Origin of the sequence: Pelobacter propionicus DSM 2379 (genome assembly GCF_000015045.1) — a bacterium.
In the GTDB taxonomy this organism is placed as follows: Bacteria; Desulfobacterota; Desulfuromonadia; order Geobacterales; family Pseudopelobacteraceae; genus Pseudopelobacter; species Pseudopelobacter propionicus.
Genome location: NC_008609.1, coordinates 3,219,232 through 3,235,446 on the forward strand (window position 1 = coordinate 3,219,232; position 16,215 = coordinate 3,235,446).

At 63.1% G+C, this 16,215-nt stretch carries 16 protein-coding genes; 10 read left to right on the forward strand and 6 right to left on the reverse strand.

The window, feature by feature from the left end:
- Nucleotides 1-87: 87 nt before the first annotated feature.
- From PPRO_RS14630 to PPRO_RS14650, 5 genes are all read left to right on the forward strand, one after another.
- Nucleotides 88-1,056, forward strand: coding sequence for a bifunctional methionine sulfoxide reductase B/A protein (locus PPRO_RS14630; RefSeq protein WP_011736781.1), 969 nt, complete (start codon nucleotides 88-90; stop codon nucleotides 1,054-1,056).
- A 110-nt stretch (nucleotides 1,057-1,166) separates the two neighbouring features.
- Entirely contained in the window at nucleotides 1,167-1,364 is a 198-nt protein-coding gene (locus tag PPRO_RS14635; protein WP_011736782.1) for a hypothetical protein, read from the forward strand.
- Between the two features lie 21 nt (nucleotides 1,365-1,385).
- A complete protein-coding gene (locus PPRO_RS14640) occupies nucleotides 1,386-2,318 on the forward strand; it encodes an RluA family pseudouridine synthase (RefSeq protein WP_011736783.1) in 933 nt (310 codons plus the stop codon).
- A gap of 147 nt (nucleotides 2,319-2,465) precedes the next feature.
- Entirely contained in the window at nucleotides 2,466-3,434 is a 969-nt protein-coding gene (locus PPRO_RS14645; RefSeq protein ID WP_011736784.1) for a D-2-hydroxyacid dehydrogenase, read from the forward strand.
- An 85-nt stretch (nucleotides 3,435-3,519) separates the two neighbouring features.
- On the forward strand, nucleotides 3,520-4,281 hold the full coding sequence (locus tag PPRO_RS14650) for an SDR family oxidoreductase (RefSeq protein ID WP_011736785.1): 762 nt from the start codon (nucleotides 3,520-3,522) through the stop codon (nucleotides 4,279-4,281).
- Nucleotides 4,282-4,381: 100 nt separating this feature from the next.
- On the opposite strand, the gene proB is transcribed toward PPRO_RS14650, so the two are convergent.
- The 6 genes from proB to PPRO_RS14680 form a co-directional block, all read right to left on the reverse strand.
- Nucleotides 4,382-5,503 carry a glutamate 5-kinase gene (proB, locus tag PPRO_RS14655; RefSeq protein ID WP_011736786.1) on the reverse strand — a complete coding sequence of 374 codons (1,122 nt, stop codon included), beginning with the start codon at nucleotides 5,501-5,503 and terminating at the stop codon, nucleotides 4,382-4,384.
- Nucleotides 5,503-6,519: a GTPase ObgE gene (obgE, locus tag PPRO_RS14660; RefSeq protein WP_011736787.1), complete on the reverse strand. Its 1,017-nt coding sequence runs from the start codon at nucleotides 6,517-6,519 to the stop codon at nucleotides 5,503-5,505. Before obgE ends, proB begins: the two co-directional genes overlap by 1 nt.
- Nucleotide 6,520: 1 nt before the next feature.
- Nucleotides 6,521-7,690: a recombination-associated protein RdgC gene (gene rdgC / locus PPRO_RS14665; protein ID WP_011736788.1), complete on the reverse strand. Its 1,170-nt coding sequence runs from the start codon at nucleotides 7,688-7,690 to the stop codon at nucleotides 6,521-6,523.
- A gap of 104 nt (nucleotides 7,691-7,794) precedes the next feature.
- Entirely contained in the window at nucleotides 7,795-9,213 is a 1,419-nt protein-coding gene (locus PPRO_RS14670; protein ID WP_011736789.1) for a Do family serine endopeptidase, read from the reverse strand.
- Nucleotides 9,214-9,354: 141 nt separating this feature from the next.
- Nucleotides 9,355-10,026 carry a response regulator gene (locus PPRO_RS14675; protein ID WP_011736790.1) on the reverse strand — a complete coding sequence of 224 codons (672 nt, stop codon included), beginning with the start codon at nucleotides 10,024-10,026 and terminating at the stop codon, nucleotides 9,355-9,357.
- Nucleotides 10,023-10,865 (reverse strand): pyruvate, water dikinase regulatory protein, encoded by an 843-nt coding sequence (locus PPRO_RS14680; protein ID WP_011736791.1) that lies wholly within the window; start codon nucleotides 10,863-10,865, stop codon nucleotides 10,023-10,025. Before PPRO_RS14680 ends, PPRO_RS14675 begins: the two co-directional genes overlap by 4 nt.
- A 145-nt stretch (nucleotides 10,866-11,010) precedes the next feature.
- On the opposite strand from PPRO_RS14680, the gene prmA reads away from it, so the two are divergent.
- The 5 genes from prmA (at nucleotide 11,011) to miaA (ending at nucleotide 16,203) form a co-directional block, all read left to right on the forward strand.
- Entirely contained in the window at nucleotides 11,011-11,940 is a 930-nt protein-coding gene (gene prmA / locus PPRO_RS14685; RefSeq protein WP_011736792.1) for a 50S ribosomal protein L11 methyltransferase, read from the forward strand.
- Nucleotides 11,901-12,683: a 16S rRNA (uracil(1498)-N(3))-methyltransferase gene (locus PPRO_RS14690; protein WP_083761276.1), complete on the forward strand. Its 783-nt coding sequence runs from the start codon at nucleotides 11,901-11,903 to the stop codon at nucleotides 12,681-12,683. The genes prmA and PPRO_RS14690 overlap by 40 nt, the downstream gene beginning before the upstream one ends.
- A 70-nt stretch (nucleotides 12,684-12,753) precedes the next feature.
- A complete protein-coding gene (locus PPRO_RS14695) occupies nucleotides 12,754-13,371 on the forward strand; it encodes a hypothetical protein (protein WP_011736794.1) in 618 nt (205 codons plus the stop codon).
- A 79-nt stretch (nucleotides 13,372-13,450) separates the two neighbouring features.
- Nucleotides 13,451-15,277 carry a DNA mismatch repair endonuclease MutL gene (mutL, locus tag PPRO_RS14700; protein WP_011736795.1) on the forward strand — a complete coding sequence of 609 codons (1,827 nt, stop codon included), beginning with the start codon at nucleotides 13,451-13,453 and terminating at the stop codon, nucleotides 15,275-15,277.
- Complete coding sequence (miaA, locus tag PPRO_RS14705) at nucleotides 15,274-16,203, forward strand: tRNA (adenosine(37)-N6)-dimethylallyltransferase MiaA (RefSeq protein ID WP_011736796.1); 930 nt, start codon at nucleotides 15,274-15,276, stop codon at nucleotides 16,201-16,203. The genes mutL and miaA overlap by 4 nt, the downstream gene beginning before the upstream one ends.
- Nucleotides 16,204-16,215: the final 12 nt, after the last annotated feature.

Here is a 16,215-nt window from a genome sequence, read left to right on the forward strand (position 1 = left end):
TGGCTGTATTCCGTTGTCGCCCTGCTGACATGGATCACTGCATCTCTATGCCTGGCATCCTGCGACAGCAGCGGAAAGGGGGCTATGATGAAAGACAAACCTGCAGCTTACCAGAAAGCGGAACCTGATCAACTGAAGAAACGGCTCACCCCGGAGCAGTACCGGGTCACCCAGCAGTGCGGCACCGAGCCCCCCTTCCAGAATGCCTACTGGAACAACCACGATCCCGGCATCTACGTGGACGTGGTTTCCGGCGAGCCGCTGTTCAGCTCCCTGCACAAGTTCGACTCCGGCAGCGGCTGGCCCAGTTTTTCCCAGCCCCTGGAGAAGGAGCAGATCACCAGCAGGGAAGACACCGGTCAGGGCATGGGGCGCACCGAGGTCCGCTCCCGGGACGGGGACTCCCACCTGGGGCATCTCTTCAATGACGGCCCTGCGCCCACCGGCCAGCGCTACTGCATCAACTCCGCCGCGCTGCGCTTCATCCCGGCCGGCAAACTGTGGAGCGAGGGATACGGCCTCTATGCGCCGCGGTTCGAGGCCGCTGGCGTCAAGACCGATGCGCCGGAATGCGAGACAACCGTACTGGCCGGAGGCTGTTTCTGGGGCATGCAGGACATCCTGCGCACAATACCGGGAGTGGTTTCCACACGGGTGGGCTACACTGGCGGGCACCTGAAAAACCCGCGCTACGAGGACACCCACGACTCCAAGAGCGGGCACGCCGAGAGCGTGGAGATCGTCTTCGACCCGCGCCGACTGAGCTATGAGGAGTTGCTGGCCACCTGGTTCTTCCGCATGCACGACCCCACCACCAAAGACCGCCAGGGGAACGACCAGGGAAGCCAGTACCGGTCAGCCATTTTTTACACAAGTGAGCTTCAGCGAACCATCGCCGAGCGGGTCAAGCGTACGGTGGACAGGTCAGGGAAATGGAAAGCGCCGCTGGTCACCGAAATCGTCCCGGCCACGACCTTCTACCCGGCCGAGGAGTACCACCAGGATTATCTGCTAAAAAACCCGGGGGGATACAGCTGCCACTATCTGAGGGATTGAGCCGCCGCGACCTGCCCAGGTGCGCTATCGATAGTTTTTGCACCTGGAGGTGAGACCGGAAATGGGATACACTGCGTTGCCGCAACAGAAAGATCACGGAGGAGCCATCCATGGAATGCGTACCTACCGGCGACAAGTGCCGTTGCACCTACACGCCCGCCTGCCCCAACCGGGGCAACTGCTGCAAGTGTGTCGCCTATCACCGGGAGCGGGGCGAGGCAACCGCCTGCATGTTCACCCCCCAGGGAGAGAAAACCTACGACCGCTCCCTGGCCAACCTGATGGCTGACCGCGATATTTGCCGCTAACCCCTTTGTTTCAGGAACCCCATGCTGACCTATACCATTACGCCCCATGACCACTGCCGCCGTTTGGAGAGCTATCTGCGCCTCCTCCTGCCGCAGGCATCCTTCGCCTACCCCCGCAAGCTGATCAGAAGCGGCGCCGTCAAGGTCAACGCCGCACCGGCAACGGCCGACAGCCTGCTGACCATCGATGACAGGGTGACACTCAAGGAGAGCACCTCGCTGACGGCGCTCATCTCCACTGAGCGGCCCGGCCTGGACATCCTCTACGAGGACGACCAGATCGCCATCGTCAACAAGCCCTCCGGCCTTGCCATGCATCGCACCGCTGAACAAGAAACAAACCTGGTGGAGCAAGGCACGGCCTTCATGGCCTGGCGCGGCACCCCCTGCAAGCTCTACCCGGTCAATCGCCTGGACCGCGGCACATCCGGCGCGGTGATCCTGGCCAAAAGCTCAACAGCGGCCGGCATATTCGGCAGGCAGGTCAAGGAAACCGGTCTGGACAAGCTCTACCTGGCGCTGGTAGCCGGCCGACCCGATGGCGCGGGAGTAATCGATGCGCCACTGGACGGCAAGGAGTGCCGGACCGACTACCGCCTCCTGGCGCAGGGCTGCGGCTTTTCCCTGCTGGAACTGCTGCCGTTCAGCGGACGCATGCACCAGATCAGGCGTCACCTGGAGATGATCGGCCATCCCATCCTGGGAGACCAGCGCTACAGCGGCAGGGTCGTGGAGGAGTTGGCCGGCTTTGCCCTGCACTCCTTCAGGACCGGCCTGACCATGCCGGACGGCAGAAGGCTGGTGGTCTGCGCACCGCTGACCGATGAGTTGCTGGCGCTGTGCCAGCAGGGGGGGATAGAGTCTGACAGTCTCCTGCCGCTCCTGAAACGGGTGGCCCTGAGCCGGGACGAGGCGGGAGTGGCGGGGAATCTTCCGGAAGCGGAGTGCGTGTGACGGATAGCCTGGCGAAAAGGGATACCCACCATTCCGAAGCGCCGAACGTCGCTGATGCACATACTGAAAATTAGCGCTTCGGGCCCCCATATCGTGACACGGCTTTGATGCCGCACCTTGTACCCGATACGGAGAGGAGTCTTGATCATGAATATTGTCGTGCTGGACGGATACACCCTGAACCCGGGAGACTTAAGCTGGGACGACCTGAAGGAACTGGGTGACACGGTCGTCTACGAGCGAACCCCGGCAGACAGGACGGTGGAACGTATCGGCAACGCTGAAATCGTCATCACCAACAAGACAGTCATCGACCGGGATGTGCTGGACTCCTGTCCGTCACTGCGCTATGTGGGGGTCCTGGCAACGGGGTACAACGTGGTTGACGTGGAGACAGCACGTGAGCGGGGGATAACCGTCACCAACGTGCCCAGCTACGGGACAAGCGCCGTCGGCCAGTTCGCCATCGCCCTGCTTCTGGAGATCTGCCATCACATAGGCCTGCATGGCCGGAGCGTCAGGGAGGGGGAGTGGGCGGAGAGCGCCGACTTCTGCTACTGGAAACAACCGCTGATCGAACTGGACGGCAAGACCATGGGCATCATCGGTTTCGGGCGCATTGGCCGCAAAACCGGGCAGATCGCCCAGGCCCTGGGAATGAGGGTCCTGGCTGCGGGCAGCAGGAGAGTCCCGGAACGGGAAAGCGAGACCATGCAGTACGTGGAGCTGGACGAACTGCTGGAAAAGTCGGACGTCATCTCCCTGCACTGCCCCCTGTCGGAAAAGACCCGTGGGATCATCAACAGGGACAGCATCGCCAGGATGAAGGACGGGGTGATCATCATCAACACCTCCCGCGGCCCGTTGATCGTCGAAGAGGACCTGGCCCAGGCGCTCAGCTCCGGCAAGGTCTACGCCGCCGGCCTGGACGTCGTCTCCGTCGAGCCGGTGCAAAGCGACAATCCGCTTTTGAGCGCCAGGAACTGCATCATCACCCCGCACATCGCCTGGGCGCCGAAGGAGGCGCGGGAACGACTGCTGGAGATCGCCGTGGGCAACGTCAGGAGCTTCTGTGCCGGATCGCCGGTGAATGTGGTCAACAGAGAGGAGAAGTGAGCATACAATGCGTGGCCGCTGCCATGAGCGGCACCATGGCGGTTCTACCGAAAACAGGTCACGACTACCAGGAGGGAGCTATCTCATGAACGAAAAAACAATCTTCATCACCGGCGCATCGGCCGGCTTCGGCGCAGCCTGCGCCCGCATCTTCTCCGCCCAGGGAAACCGGCTGATCCTGACGGCGCGCCGTAGCGACCCGCTGCTGACGCTGCAACGGGAGCTGTCCGGAAAAACGGAGGTGCACGTGATTCCCCTGGATGTGCGTGACCGGGTGGCGGTGAAAGACGCCGTGGAGTCGCTCCCCGAGCGTTTCCGCGACATCGACGTGCTGATCAACAACGCCGGCCTGGCCCTGGGTCTGGAGCCGGCCCACAAGGTGGACCTGGACGACTGGGAGACCATGGTGGACACCAACATCAAGGGGCTGATGTACTGCACCCGCCAGATCCTGCCCGGCATGGTGGCCCGCAACCGCGGCCATATCGTCAACCTGGGCTCGGTGGCCGGCAGTTGGCCCTACCCGGGGGGCAACGTCTATGGTGGCACCAAGGCCTTCGTGGAGCAGTTCTCCTTGAACCTGCGCTGCGACCTGCTGGGAACCAGGGTGCGGGTGACCTGCATCCAGCCCGGCATGGCCGAGACGGAGTTCTCCAAGGTCAGGTTCAAGGGGAATGAAAAGATGGCCTCCCAGGTCTACAGCGGTACCGAGGCGCTGACGGCCGAGGACATCGCCGAAACCATATACTGGGTGATCAACCGTCCCGAGCACGTCAATATCAACACCCTGGAGCTGATGTCCATCGACCAGGCCTGGAGCCCCTTCGCCGTCCACCGCCGGAAGTAGTCCGCGCCGACCAGCCAGCGTTCCGGGCATTAACGGAACAGCCTTGAAACGAACAGGGCCCGCAAAAGCGGGCCCTGTTCGTTAAAATTCACGAATCTTCTTACAGCACCACCAGATTGTCCCGGTGGATGATCACGTCACCGTAGCGGTAGCCCAGGATGGCCTCGATGCGGCTGCTCCTCTGGCCGGCCAGACGGGCGATTTCGCTGCTGGAGTAGTCGGACAGCCCCCGGGCGAACTCCTGCTCGTCCGAACCGCAGACCCTAACGCAGGCGCCCCGCTCGAAACGCCCCTCCACCCGCAGCACGCCGGAGGGCAACAGACTCTTCCCCTTCTTCAGCAGCACCTCGCGGGCGCCGTCATCCACGATGATCCGCCCGGCCGGTTTCAGGGAATAGGCGAGCCAGTGCTTGCGCCGGTTCAGGCAGGCGTCTAGCGGCAGAAACAGGGTCCCCACCTCCTGGCCGGCCATGAGCGTGGCGATGATCCCCTCGCGCTTGCCCGGCACGATGATGGTGGGCACACCATTCTTGGCGGCCTTCTTGGCGGCCGCCACCTTGGTGGCCATGCCCCCGGTGCCGACACTGGAGCCGGAACCGCCGGCGGCACGCTCGATCTCGCGGGTGATCCCCTGGACCAGCGGCACCAGCACCGCATCCGGGTTGCTGCGCGGATCAGCACTGTAAAACCCCTCGATATCGGTCATGATCACCAGCAGCCCGGCCTCGGCCACGTTGGTCACCAGGGCGGAGAGGTTGTCGTTGTCGCCAAACTTGATCTCTTCCACCACCACCGTGTCGTTCTCGTTGATCACCGGGATGACGCCGAAGCCCAAGAGGGCGTCCAGGGTGGCACGGGCATTCAGGAAACGCTGCCGGCTGGCCAGGTCCTCCCTGGTAAGCAGCACCTGGGCCACCTTGAGGCCGTGGGGAGCAAAAGACTCCTCGTAGGCCCGCATCATGCGGGTCTGGCCGATGGCCGCCGCAGCCTGCTTGTGCGGTATGGTCCGGGGCTTTTCGGTCATGCCCAGCTCGCTGCGGCCGGCGGCGATGGCTCCGGAGGAGACCAGCACCACCTGGCGCCCCTGCCTGCGCAGGCTGGCGATATCTCCACAGATGCGTCCGATGACCCCCATGTCCAAGGCGCCCTCATCGTCTGTCAGCACCCTGCTGCCGATCTTGACCACCACCCGCTTAATCTTCCTGAAAAGCTCCCGGCGCATCACCACTCCTCTTCAATCCGGCCCCACAGGCGGCGGGCGATCTCGTCCAAAAGTTCGCCAACCCCCTCGCCGGTGGCGGAGGAGATCGGAAAGACCCTGATGCCCCGCTCCTCGAACCAGCTCCTGATCTCCGCCAGTTTCTCGCGGGTCTGGGGCAGGTCCAGCTTGGTGATCACCACCACCTGTTCCTTGGCCGCCAGCTCGGGGCTGAACATGGTCAGTTCGCGGGTGACCGCCTCGTACTCGGCCAGGGGATCACGCTCCGGCATCCAGGAGATGTCCACCAGGTGCAGCAGGATCCCGGAACGTTCCAGGTGCTTGAGGAAGCGGTGCCCCAGGCCGGCCCCCTCGTGGGCCCCCTCGATGATGCCCGGTATGTCGGCCATGACAAAGGAACGTGCGTTTTTGTACGGCACCACCCCCAGGGAGGGCTTGATGGTGGTGAAGGGGTAATCGGCGATCTTGGGCCGCGCTGCAGAAATCTTGGTTATCAGCGACGACTTGCCCGCATTGGGCAGCCCCAAAAGCCCCACATCGGCCATCAGCTTCAGCTCAAGCCGCAGCTTAGCCTCCTGCCCCTCTTCCCCCGGCTGGGCGAAACGGGGGGTCTTATGGGTGGCGGAGGCAAAGCGGGCATTGCCCTGTCCGCCGCGCCCCCCCTTGAGCAGCACCACCCGTTGGCCGTTCTCGGCCAGGTCGGCCAACTGCTCGCCGCTCTCGGCATCGCTGATCACCGTGCCCACCGGAACCTTGATCACCAGATCGGCGCCGGACGCGCCATGGCGGTTCTTCCCCTGCCCGTTATGTCCCTTCTCGGCCTTCTGGTGCGGGCGGTGGCGCAGCTCCAGCAGGGATGACAGCCCGGCCTTGGCCACGAAAACCACATCCCCCCCCTTGCCGCCGTCGCCGCCGTTGGGACCGCCGAACTCGATGAACTTCTCGCGGCGGAAAGCCACGCAGCCGGCGCCGCCATGGCCGGAAGAGGCGAACAGGGTTACTTCGTCGATGAATTTCACGTCACTTACCCTCCAACCACTCCTGGATGGCCACGATGCGCCCGTTCCAGGCGTCCGTCAGCCGCTCCTCCAGAAAGGTTACGAACAGGCTGTCAAAGAGCTGGATCCCCTGCTCCAGCAGGAACATGCGCTCGAAGAAGGCCGCCTCCCGTTCGCTCATCTCCTCCACGGTGCTGTCCCGCTCGATGCGCACCTGGGGGCATTTGAAGGAGGCGAAACCGAAGGTCTCCCCTTTCAGGGTCAGCTTCCAGAGGTTCTCGTCCTTCTCCATGCAGATGGTGGCGCTGGTGATCTTCTTGCCCCCCTTGATGGCGGAGATGGCCTCCAGGTAGCTGTCCTGGGAGCCTGACACGGAGACCTTCTGGATGCCCCCCTCCTCGCCTCCACCCTGGAGCAAGATGCGGTCGTCGATCCAGGCGGTGAACCCTTCGCCCGTGCTGAAGTGTCCGGGACGGCTGATCCTGAAATCCCCCTCGCCGTTCAGGCCGCGCTGCAGGAGCCAGAGCAGAAAGTCCCAGCCAAGCCACTGGTTGTCGCGGATCAGGGCAACGGCAGAATCGGAATTGGCCTGGTTGGCTTTCTCCAGCTTTTCCAGCAACTCCCCCTCCAGCAGCATGCTGGCCCGGGCAAAGGGATGGATCGCCAGCGGGTGCAGCCCCTCGAAGCTCTTGCGGAAGATGTCCTCGAAGCGCTCGACCACCTTGCTTCCCAGGCTGAACAGGGTCAGCACGCCGCGCTTCAGGTCCCAGACAACGTCCACCGTGGCGGGGACCGGCAGACAGCGGGTCATGAGGCGCAACTGCACCTGCTCCTTGATCTCGGTGCGCTTGTCCTTGGGCGTGCGCCGCAGGTTAGGGTGCTGGGCCAGAAAGGCCCCCTCTTCGCGGGCAGTGTGGGACTTGAGGACGGCGGCCGGTATCCTGCGCTGGTCGCGGCGCAGAGAAAATACCAGGTAGTTGTCGCGCCAGAAGGCTGACGGGAGTTGGAAACCGGAATCGTCGGGATGGTCCACCTGGGTCCACCCCTCGGAGAGTTCGTCGCTGGAGTTTTCGATGGACTGGAAGGCGCGGCCGGCCAGTTTCCCGGAGAACCAGTCAAACTGGTCCTTCTGGGGGATGTCGCCGCTGATGGTGAACTGGGTGATGCTGACAGTGTTGGCATAGACGCCCATGAAGCTTGGTTCCTTTCGCTAATCGGGTGGAGCGGAACAGGGAATGATCAAAACGCGGGGCGGGTCTGAAACCCGCCCCGCCTGTTTTTCCCTGTGATCGGTTGTTATTCGGCCCGCATCCCCACGTACTGGATGCTGCCGTCGGAACGGCGCAACAGGAGACGCACGATGTCCCCCTTCTTGATCGTGGAGAGCACGGCATTGAATTTCTGCAGGTTGTCGGGACGCTGGCCGTTGATCTCGATGATGACGGCCCCGGTGGTCACCCCTGCCTCTTCGGCCGGTGATCCGGGCGTAACCTGGGTCACCACCAGTCCCTTTGCCTCCCTGATGCCGATGCGGCCGGCCAGTTCCCTGGTCAGTTCCTGGACGGTTATGCCGATTTTGTCGCTCTCCGCACCGCCGTCGCCATCCACCGCCGCCTGTTCGCCATCCTTCAGCTTGGCGATGACCACATTCAGGCTCTGGCGCTTGCCGTCACGGGCGAACAGGACCTTGACCTTCTTGCCCACCGGCGTCACCGCCACATAGCGGGGGAGTTCGCTCCCCTCGTTGATCGCCTTGCCGTCGAACTCCAGGATCACGTCGCCAGCCTTGAGTCCGGCCTTCTCCGCCGGCCCCTCTTTTTCCACACTGGAGATCAGGGCACCCTTGTCCGATTCCAGGCCAAAGGATTTGGCCAGTTCAGGCGTCAGCGGCTGGAAGCGCACCCCCAGATAGCCGCGGGTGACCTTGCCGCTCTGGCGCAATTGGCTGACAGTGGCTTTAGCGATATTGACCGGAATGGCGAAGCCGATGCCGCCACCGCCGCCGGCGATGATGGCGGTATTGATGCCGATCACCTTGCCGCTGGCGTTGAAGAGCGGGCCGCCGGAGTTGCCCGGGTTGATGGAGGCATCGGTCTGGATGAAGTCGTCATAGGGGCCGCTGCCGATCACGCGCCCCTTGGCGCTGACGATGCCGGCAGTGACGGTATGGGCCAGGCCGAAGGGGTTTCCAATGGCCATGACCCATTCCCCCACCTGCAGCGCATCGCTGTCACCCAGCTCGGCAAAGGGAAAGGTCTTGCCATCGTTGATCTTGACCAGGGCCAGGTCCAGCTTCTCGTCGACCCCCTTGATCTCCCCCTTCAGCTCGCGCCCGTCGGCCAGCTTGACCATCACCTCGTCGGCGCCGCTGACCACATGGTTGTTGGTGAGCACGTACCCCTCGGCATCGATGATGAAACCGGTGCCCAGGCTCTGCTCGCGACGGGGACGTTGCTGGGGCATCTCATCGAAAAAGCGGCCGAAGAATTCCTCGAAGAACTTGTCGTGCTGATTGCCCTGGGGCGAGCGCTGGCTGCGTTGCGCCGGCTTGATGTTCTTTACCGTGCGGATGTTGACCACCGTGGGGGTCAGTTTCGTGGAGAGTTCGACGAAATCGGGACTGATCACCCTGGCGAATGACGGTAGCGGAAGAGAGACGGCGAGGACCACCATCCCGATCACGAGGCGCAGCGACCATTGGAATGCTGTTGACATGCTTTCAACCTCCCTGAAGCGTGTGAGAATCGAACAACGAGGGGCGGGTCTCACTGATGTGACGACGCCGCCCCTTGCTCTGTTTCGTCGGCACTATAGCATAGCGCCCGAAAAAATCAATCCCCGCCGCATGCGGCCTGTCTACCCCTCCCTGAGGATATACCCCTGGCCGCGCACGGTGTGGATCAGCTTCGTGGAGTATTCCTTGTCCACCTTCTTGCGCAGATAATTGACGTACACATCGATGATGTTGGTGAAGCTGTCAAAGGCGTAGTCCCAGACATGCTCGGCGATCATGGCGCGGGAGAGCACCTTGTTGGGGTTGCGGACCAGGTATTCCAGCAGGCCGTACTCCTTGGCGGTCAGGTCGATCTCGTTGCCGCTGCGCCAGACCTTGTGGGAGACCGGATCGAGGCGCAGGTCGGCGAAGAAGATCTCCGCCCCGCGATCATGCTCGCTACGGCGTAGAAGCGCCCTGACGCGGGCCAGAAGCTCGGCAAAGGCGAAGGGCTTGGTCAGGTAGTCATCGGCCCCCGCCTCCAGGCCGGACACGATGTCATCGGTCGTTCCCCGGGCGGTCAGCATCAGGACAGGCATCTGGCTGCCTCCCTCGCGCAGTTCCCGGATCACGGTCAGTCCATCCTTCTTGGGCACCATCACATCCAGGATCGCCAGGCTGTACTCGCCGGACTGGGCCTGTTTGAGCCCCTCGGCGCCATCATGGACGATGGTGACCGAATAATCGTCCTCCTCCAGACCGCGCTTGATAAAGCCGGCAACTTTTTTTTCATCTTCTACAACAAGAATTTTCATGATATGTCTCCTTTTACGCGTGCTTCGGTAATTCGTTTTTCACGTACAGCCATTTTACGCAGGATCTCCGAGGCTGCCTCCTCCACCGACTTGTTGGTCATGTCGATGACCATCCACTGGGGGTGCTGGCGATAGAGCCGCCGGCAGGAGGTGATTTCGTCCTCGACCCGCTGGTAATCGGCATAGTTCCCCCGGGGGCTCTGGCGCATGTTGATCAGGCGCGAGGTGCGGATTTCCACCAGTCGCTTGGGGTCGATGACCAGACCGACTACCTTCTCCTGCTCGATCTGGAACAGTTCAACGGGAGGGTCGATGCCAATGATCAACGGTACGTTGGCCACCTTGTACCCTTTGTGGGCCAGGTACATGGAGAGCGGAGTCTTGGATGAACGGGAGGCGCCCACCAGAACCAGGTCGGCCTTGTGCAGGTACTGCGTATCCTGGCCATCATCATGGGTGACGGTGAAGTTGACCGCCTCCATGCGCTTGAAATAGTCGGTATCGATACGGTGCAGCAGTCCCGGCTTTGCCTGGGAGGTGGCGCCCAAAAAACAGGACAGGCTGTAGATCAGCCCCCCCAGGAGGTCCACGGCGTACATACCGTGATCCTCGGCCAGCTGGGCCACCTTCTGGGAGAGGGATGGATCCACCAGGGTATAGGCGATCATCCCCGGCTCGGCGATAGCCACCGACATGGCCTGCTGCACGTCGTTTTCATTATGAATCTGGCAGAGCCGCACCACCCTGACCTCATCATAGTAGAACTGTGACAGGGCGGCACGGATGACCCTTTCAGCCGTTTCTCCGGTTGCATCGGATATGACGTAGATACGTTTCATGCTACCAGCCCCCGTTCCTGTCTTATTAACGCACTATTATATTTCTAATTAGAACAGTACTATTTGTCAAGGTTTTTATTGCCAGACGTGCAGCATATTGATAACATACCGAACTCATTTGAAAAACATAACCACAAGGAAACCCATGACTACCCGCTGGCTTGAAATCACCTGTGACATTCCCGCCGATCTGGCCGACATCCTGGCCTCGTATCTGGGCGAACTCTCCGGCACCGGCGTCTGCACCGAGAACCTGGACGTGGACGCATTTTCAACCGACGAAATCACCCTCTCCGCCATCAAAACGGTCAAGGCCTATTTCAGCGAAGATGAAGACGTGGATGCCCGGCTGGAGGAGATCCAGAACTTCCTCGACCGGCTTGCCGAGCAGCATCCGGGCCTCTCCATCCCCAGGCCAATCATCTCCACGGTGCAGAGCGAAGACTGGAGCAGCAGCTGGAAGGCAAACTTCAAGCCGCTACGCGTCGGCCGGCGACTGATGATCGTGCCGACCTGGGAGGAACCGCCGCCATATCCCGACGACATCGTGCTGCGCCTGGACCCGGGCATGGCCTTCGGCACCGGAGGGCACGAGACCACCCGCCTCTGCCTGGAGCTGCTGGAAGAGATCATGGACGGCATGCCGATCCTGCTGACCCCAGCGGTGCTGGACCTGGGCACCGGCTCGGGCATCCTGGCCATGGCTGCTGTCCGACTGGGCGCCGGCCGGGTCGTCGCGGTGGACATCGACCCCCAGGCGGTGGAAGTTGCCCGGGAAAACCTGGCGCTCAACGACCTGACGGATCAGGTAGAGTGCGACACGACCCCCCTGGAGGCGCTCCCGGGGACCTTCGACGTCATCCTGGCCAACATCCTTGCGGAAGAGCTGGTGCGTCTGGCACCGCAGCTGATCCAGCGCCTGTCGGTAGGAGGGATGCTGGTGCTCTCCGGCATCCTGGCGGAAAGAGAGCAGCTGGTCCGCGCCGGATTCGCCTGCCAAGAGCTGGAATACCGTGAGACGCGGCGGCAGGGTGAATGGGTGGCCATGGTCTACCGGAGAGCCGCACGAGCATGAGCGGCCGGCGCTTCATGATCAGCTCCCGCAGCATCCAGGACAACCATGCCTGGCTGGAGGGGGACCTGTTCAGCCACATGGTGCGGGTACTGCGGCTGGGTCCGGGCGCATCGGTCACCCTGGTGGACGAGCAGGGGGCTGAACACCGGGGATCCATCCAACAGGTGGAGAAAGAGAGGGTCATGGTCAGGATCGCGGGATCAGTTGTTCCCGGCAACGGCGAAGGGGAAACGCCGGCCATAACCATCTGCCAGGCCCTTCCCAAGGGGGAGAAGACCGATCTGATCCTGCAGAAGGGAACCGAGCTGGGAGTGCATGACTTCCGCCTGTTCGCCGGGTGCCGTTCCGTTGCCCGCGTACGCGAGGAACAACACAAGGGAAAGCTGGAGCGCTGGAACAGGATCACCGCCGAGGCGGCGCGCCAGTGCGGCAGACGACGCATACCGGCGGTCAGCTGGTTTCCCGACGCGGAGCGGGCGGCAGGCTCCTGCGACCATGAGCTGCGCCTGCTGCTCTGGGAGGGGGAACGCCGGCAAGGGCTGAAGAACGCCCTGGAGCAGCTTCCCCGTCCCGCATCGGCCATTGTAGCCATCGGCCCCGAGGGAGGCTTCGATCCCCGAGAGGTTCGCTGCTTCATCGGGCACGGCTTTCTCCCCGTCAGCCTGGGGAAGAGGGTCCTGCGCACGGAAACGGCATCCCTTGCCATTACCGCAATACTTCAGTATATTTGGGGAAACATGTAGCCCAGCATCCGCCGGCCGCTCCCAGCGGAGCCCCTGCCCGGCGGAGACAGGCTGCACAGAGGAGAATCCCATGAAATGTCCGAAATGCGGGTATACCAGTTTCGAAAGCAACGATACCTGCAAGAAATGTTCACACGACCTGATTGCCCACCGGGAAACCTACGGGCTGAAACCGGTCGTGTTCCAGATGAACAAGCGCGCCACCATGGCTGCGGCCATAGTGGCCGAGGCTGTCCCAGCCACAGTCCCCCAGCAACCGGCGGAACAGGCGACCGACATGTTCTCCTTCGACATGCCCGACCAGAAGCCGGCCACCCCCGTGGAGGAGCCCCCCGTCAGCACCCCCTTCAGCTTCGATGAACGGCCAGCCCCCTCCCCCGCCGAACCGGCTTCGCCTTTCTCTTTTTCCTTTGACGACGACCAGGCAACGGCCAAGAACGCCACGCCGGAGGACGCCTTCGCCGACCTGCTTGAAACCACACAGCTGAGTGAACCATCACCCTCCGCAGGGCCAGCCATGGCTGCCACGCCCCCCCTGGCGGGCGACGCCCCCGGCGAGTACGACCTGAGCAGCTTCTCCTGGGACGACACCACCGTCGAATCACCGGGCGGCGAGCCCAAAAAGAAGGCTGACGACGACTTCACCAGCCTGTTCGGCGAGATCGATGACGCAGCCATAAAGAAATAGTCCGTTTCCACGACGCCTTATCAACCAGAGCGGGGCAGCCCGCTCTTTTTTGTTCCCCTGCACTCCCTGGAGTTTTTCCGTGTCCCAGCGCATCGCAATCCTGCCCGAAATCATCACCAACAAAATCGCCGCCGGCGAGGTTGTGGAACGACCTGCATCGGTCATCAAGGAGCTGATTGAAAACTCCCTGGATGCCGGCGCAACGGATATCTCCGTGGAGATCGCTGCAGGGGGCAGGCGCCTGATCAGGATCACGGACAACGGACACGGCATGTCCCGCGAGGACGCCCTCCTGTCCCTGGAGCGCCACGCCACCAGCAAAATCAGGAGCGACAATGATCTGGACGGCATCCACACCCTCGGTTTCCGCGGCGAGGCGCTCCCCTCCGTCGCGTCGGTCTCCCGCCTGCGCCTGAGCAGCCGAGAAACGGACAGCCCGGAGGGGACCGAGATCATCGTGGAGGGGGGAAAGGTGCGGGATGTGAGGGCCTGCGGCATGGCCCCCGGCACGGTGATCAGCGTCGAACAGATCTTCTTCAACACCCCGGCACGGCTCAAGTTTCTGCGCAGCGCCGAAACCGAGGCCGGCCATGTGGGGGACTGCCTGACCCGCATGGCCATCTCCCGACCCGATGTGGCCTTCAGCTGCAGCAGCGACGGCCGCGACCTGCTGCGGGTGCAGCGGGGAGACCTGCTGCGGCGCCTTTCCCAGGCCCTGGGGAAGGGTACCGCCGCCAGCCTGCACGAGCTGCATCTCTCCCGCGACGGAATCGACATCAGCGGCTACATCTCCTCCCCCGCCGCCTGCCGCTCCACCACCAGCGCCATGTTCACCTACATAAACGGCCGTTTCATCCGGGACAAGGTGATCCAGCACGCCATCATGCAGGCCTACCGGGGAGTCATGGACCGGGGCCGCTACCCGGTGGTGGCCCTGTTTATCCAACTCCCCCCCGCCGAGGTGGATGTGAATGTGCATCCCACCAAGCACGAGGTGCGCTTCCGCCGCCAGTCGCTGGTGCATGATACGCTGCAATCGGCCCTGGAAGAGCTGCTCAAGCGCTCCCCCTGGCTGCCCCGCCCCCAGACTCCGGTTCAACCGGCCGCCGTCGGCGCCCCATCCATAAGCCAGGCCTACCGGGAGCGGGTCGCCGCCGCGGCCCAGGCATCCCTGGCCATGGCCCGCAAACCGGATCCCCCCCGCTTCCATGAGACGGCGAGGCCACAACCGGACCCGCGGCATACCCCCGGGACGGAAAGCGTATCGGTCAGGGAGGCGCCCACCCCCTTCCTACCCCGGGAGCCTGCCGCCGACCCCCAGGGATATTTCTCGGCACTGAGGATCATCGGACAGTTCCACGACGAGTACATCCTCTGCCAGTCCGGGGATCAGCTGGTGATCATCGACCAGCACGCGGCCAGCGAACGGGTTGCCTTCCAGAAGCTGCGCCACCAGTTCGACACCGACGGAGTGGAGTCCCAACGCCTGCTCTTCCCCGAGACACTGGAACTCTCCTTCAGCGAAGCGGACACGGCCAGGCGCTTCGGTAACGAACTGGCCCGCATCGGCTTCGAGCTGGAGCCCTTCGGCGGCAACACGGTCATCGTCAGCGCCATCCCCCGCCTGGCAATCGCCCGTGACGCCAGCGGACTGATCAGGGATCTGCTGGCCGAGCTGACCCAGCTGGGCGCCAGCTCGGCCTTCCTGGATAGCCGCGACGCCCTGCTCTCGCGTATCGCCTGCCACAGCGTCGTACGCGGCGTCCATCGCCTGGAAGAGCGCCAGATCAGGGAACTGCTGCACGGCATGGACGGCACCGACTTCGCCGCCAGCTGCCCCCATGGCCGCCCGGTTTCCCATGTCATCACCCTGGGAGAACTGGAGAGGATCTTCAAACGCACATGACAGGGCCGGCACTCCCCCGCATACTGATCATCTGCGGACCCACCGCCTCGGGCAAGAGCGAACTGGCGGTACGACTGGCGCGGGAACTGGACGGAGAGATCGTCAATGCCGACTCCATGCAGATCCATCGCGGCATGGACATCGGCACGGCCAAGCCGACCGTCGGGGAGATGGGCGCCGTCCCCCACCATCTGCTGGACGTGGCCGATCCGGACCGGCCTTTCTCGGCCGCCGACTTCAGCGACGCGGCCAGCCAGGCGATTTCAGGCATCATCCGGCGGGGAAAGCGCCCCATCGTGGTGGGGGGCACCGGCCTCTACCTGCGCGCCCTGCTGCACGGCCTGGTGGACTCCCCCAGCGGCGCCGGAGAGCTGCGCCGGCGACTGCAGGAAGAGGCGCGGGAACTGGGCAACCAGGCCATGCTGGAGCGGTTGCGCCGGGTTGACCCGCAACTTGCAACCACGATCCACCCCAACAATCTGGTGCGCATCATCCGCGGGCTGGAGGTGTACCACCTGACCGGCATCCCGCTCTCCCGCTACCAGCACGAGCACGGCTTTGCCGCAGAGCGCTACCGGAGCCTCGCCATCGGCATCCGGGTGGAACGCCGGGAGCTGTACGAACGGATAGAACGGCGGGTTGACCGGATGCTGGCCACGGGGCTCCTGGACGAGGTCCGGGCTCTGCTGGAGGCCGGTTTCGGACCGGAACTGAAGGCCATGCGCTCCATAGGCTACCGTGAGTCCTGCGACTTCCTGGCGGGCAATTCAAGCCTGGAGGAGACAACAGCGCTGATAAAGCGCAACACCCGCCGCTACGCCAAGCGTCAACTGACCTGGTTCAATGCCGACCCGGAGATTATATGGCTTGAATATCCGGAAAAGTTTGCTACTATTTTGCGACATTGCATTGCATTTTTCGAATGACAGGAGGGATGA

Coding starts and splice junctions, on each gene's coding strand:
- PPRO_RS14640 (WP_011736783.1), top strand. CDS start 1,386: ATGCTGACCTATACCATTACGCCCCATGACCACTGCCGCCGTTTGGAG.
- proB (WP_011736786.1), bottom strand. CDS start 5,503: ATGCGCCGGGAGCTTTTCAGGAAGATTAAGCGGGTGGTGGTCAAGATC.
- rdgC (WP_011736788.1), bottom strand. CDS start 7,690: ATGGGCGTCTATGCCAACACTGTCAGCATCACCCAGTTCACCATCAGC.
- PPRO_RS14650 (WP_011736785.1), top strand. CDS start 3,520: ATGAACGAAAAAACAATCTTCATCACCGGCGCATCGGCCGGCTTCGGC.
- PPRO_RS14635 (WP_011736782.1), top strand. CDS start 1,167: ATGGAATGCGTACCTACCGGCGACAAGTGCCGTTGCACCTACACGCCC.
- PPRO_RS14675 (WP_011736790.1), bottom strand. CDS start 10,026: ATGAAAATTCTTGTTGTAGAAGATGAAAAAAAAGTTGCCGGCTTTATC.
- PPRO_RS14645 (WP_011736784.1), top strand. CDS start 2,466: ATGAATATTGTCGTGCTGGACGGATACACCCTGAACCCGGGAGACTTA.
- PPRO_RS14630 (WP_011736781.1), top strand. CDS start 88: ATGAAAGACAAACCTGCAGCTTACCAGAAAGCGGAACCTGATCAACTG.
- PPRO_RS14695 (WP_011736794.1), top strand. CDS start 12,754: ATGAAATGTCCGAAATGCGGGTATACCAGTTTCGAAAGCAACGATACC.
- miaA (WP_011736796.1), top strand. CDS start 15,274: ATGACAGGGCCGGCACTCCCCCGCATACTGATCATCTGCGGACCCACC.
- PPRO_RS14680 (WP_011736791.1), bottom strand. CDS start 10,865: ATGAAACGTATCTACGTCATATCCGATGCAACCGGAGAAACGGCTGAA.
- PPRO_RS14670 (WP_011736789.1), bottom strand. CDS start 9,213: ATGTCAACAGCATTCCAATGGTCGCTGCGCCTCGTGATCGGGATGGTG.
- prmA (WP_011736792.1), top strand. CDS start 11,011: ATGACTACCCGCTGGCTTGAAATCACCTGTGACATTCCCGCCGATCTG.
- PPRO_RS14690 (WP_083761276.1), top strand. CDS start 11,901: ATGGGTGGCCATGGTCTACCGGAGAGCCGCACGAGCATGAGCGGCCGG.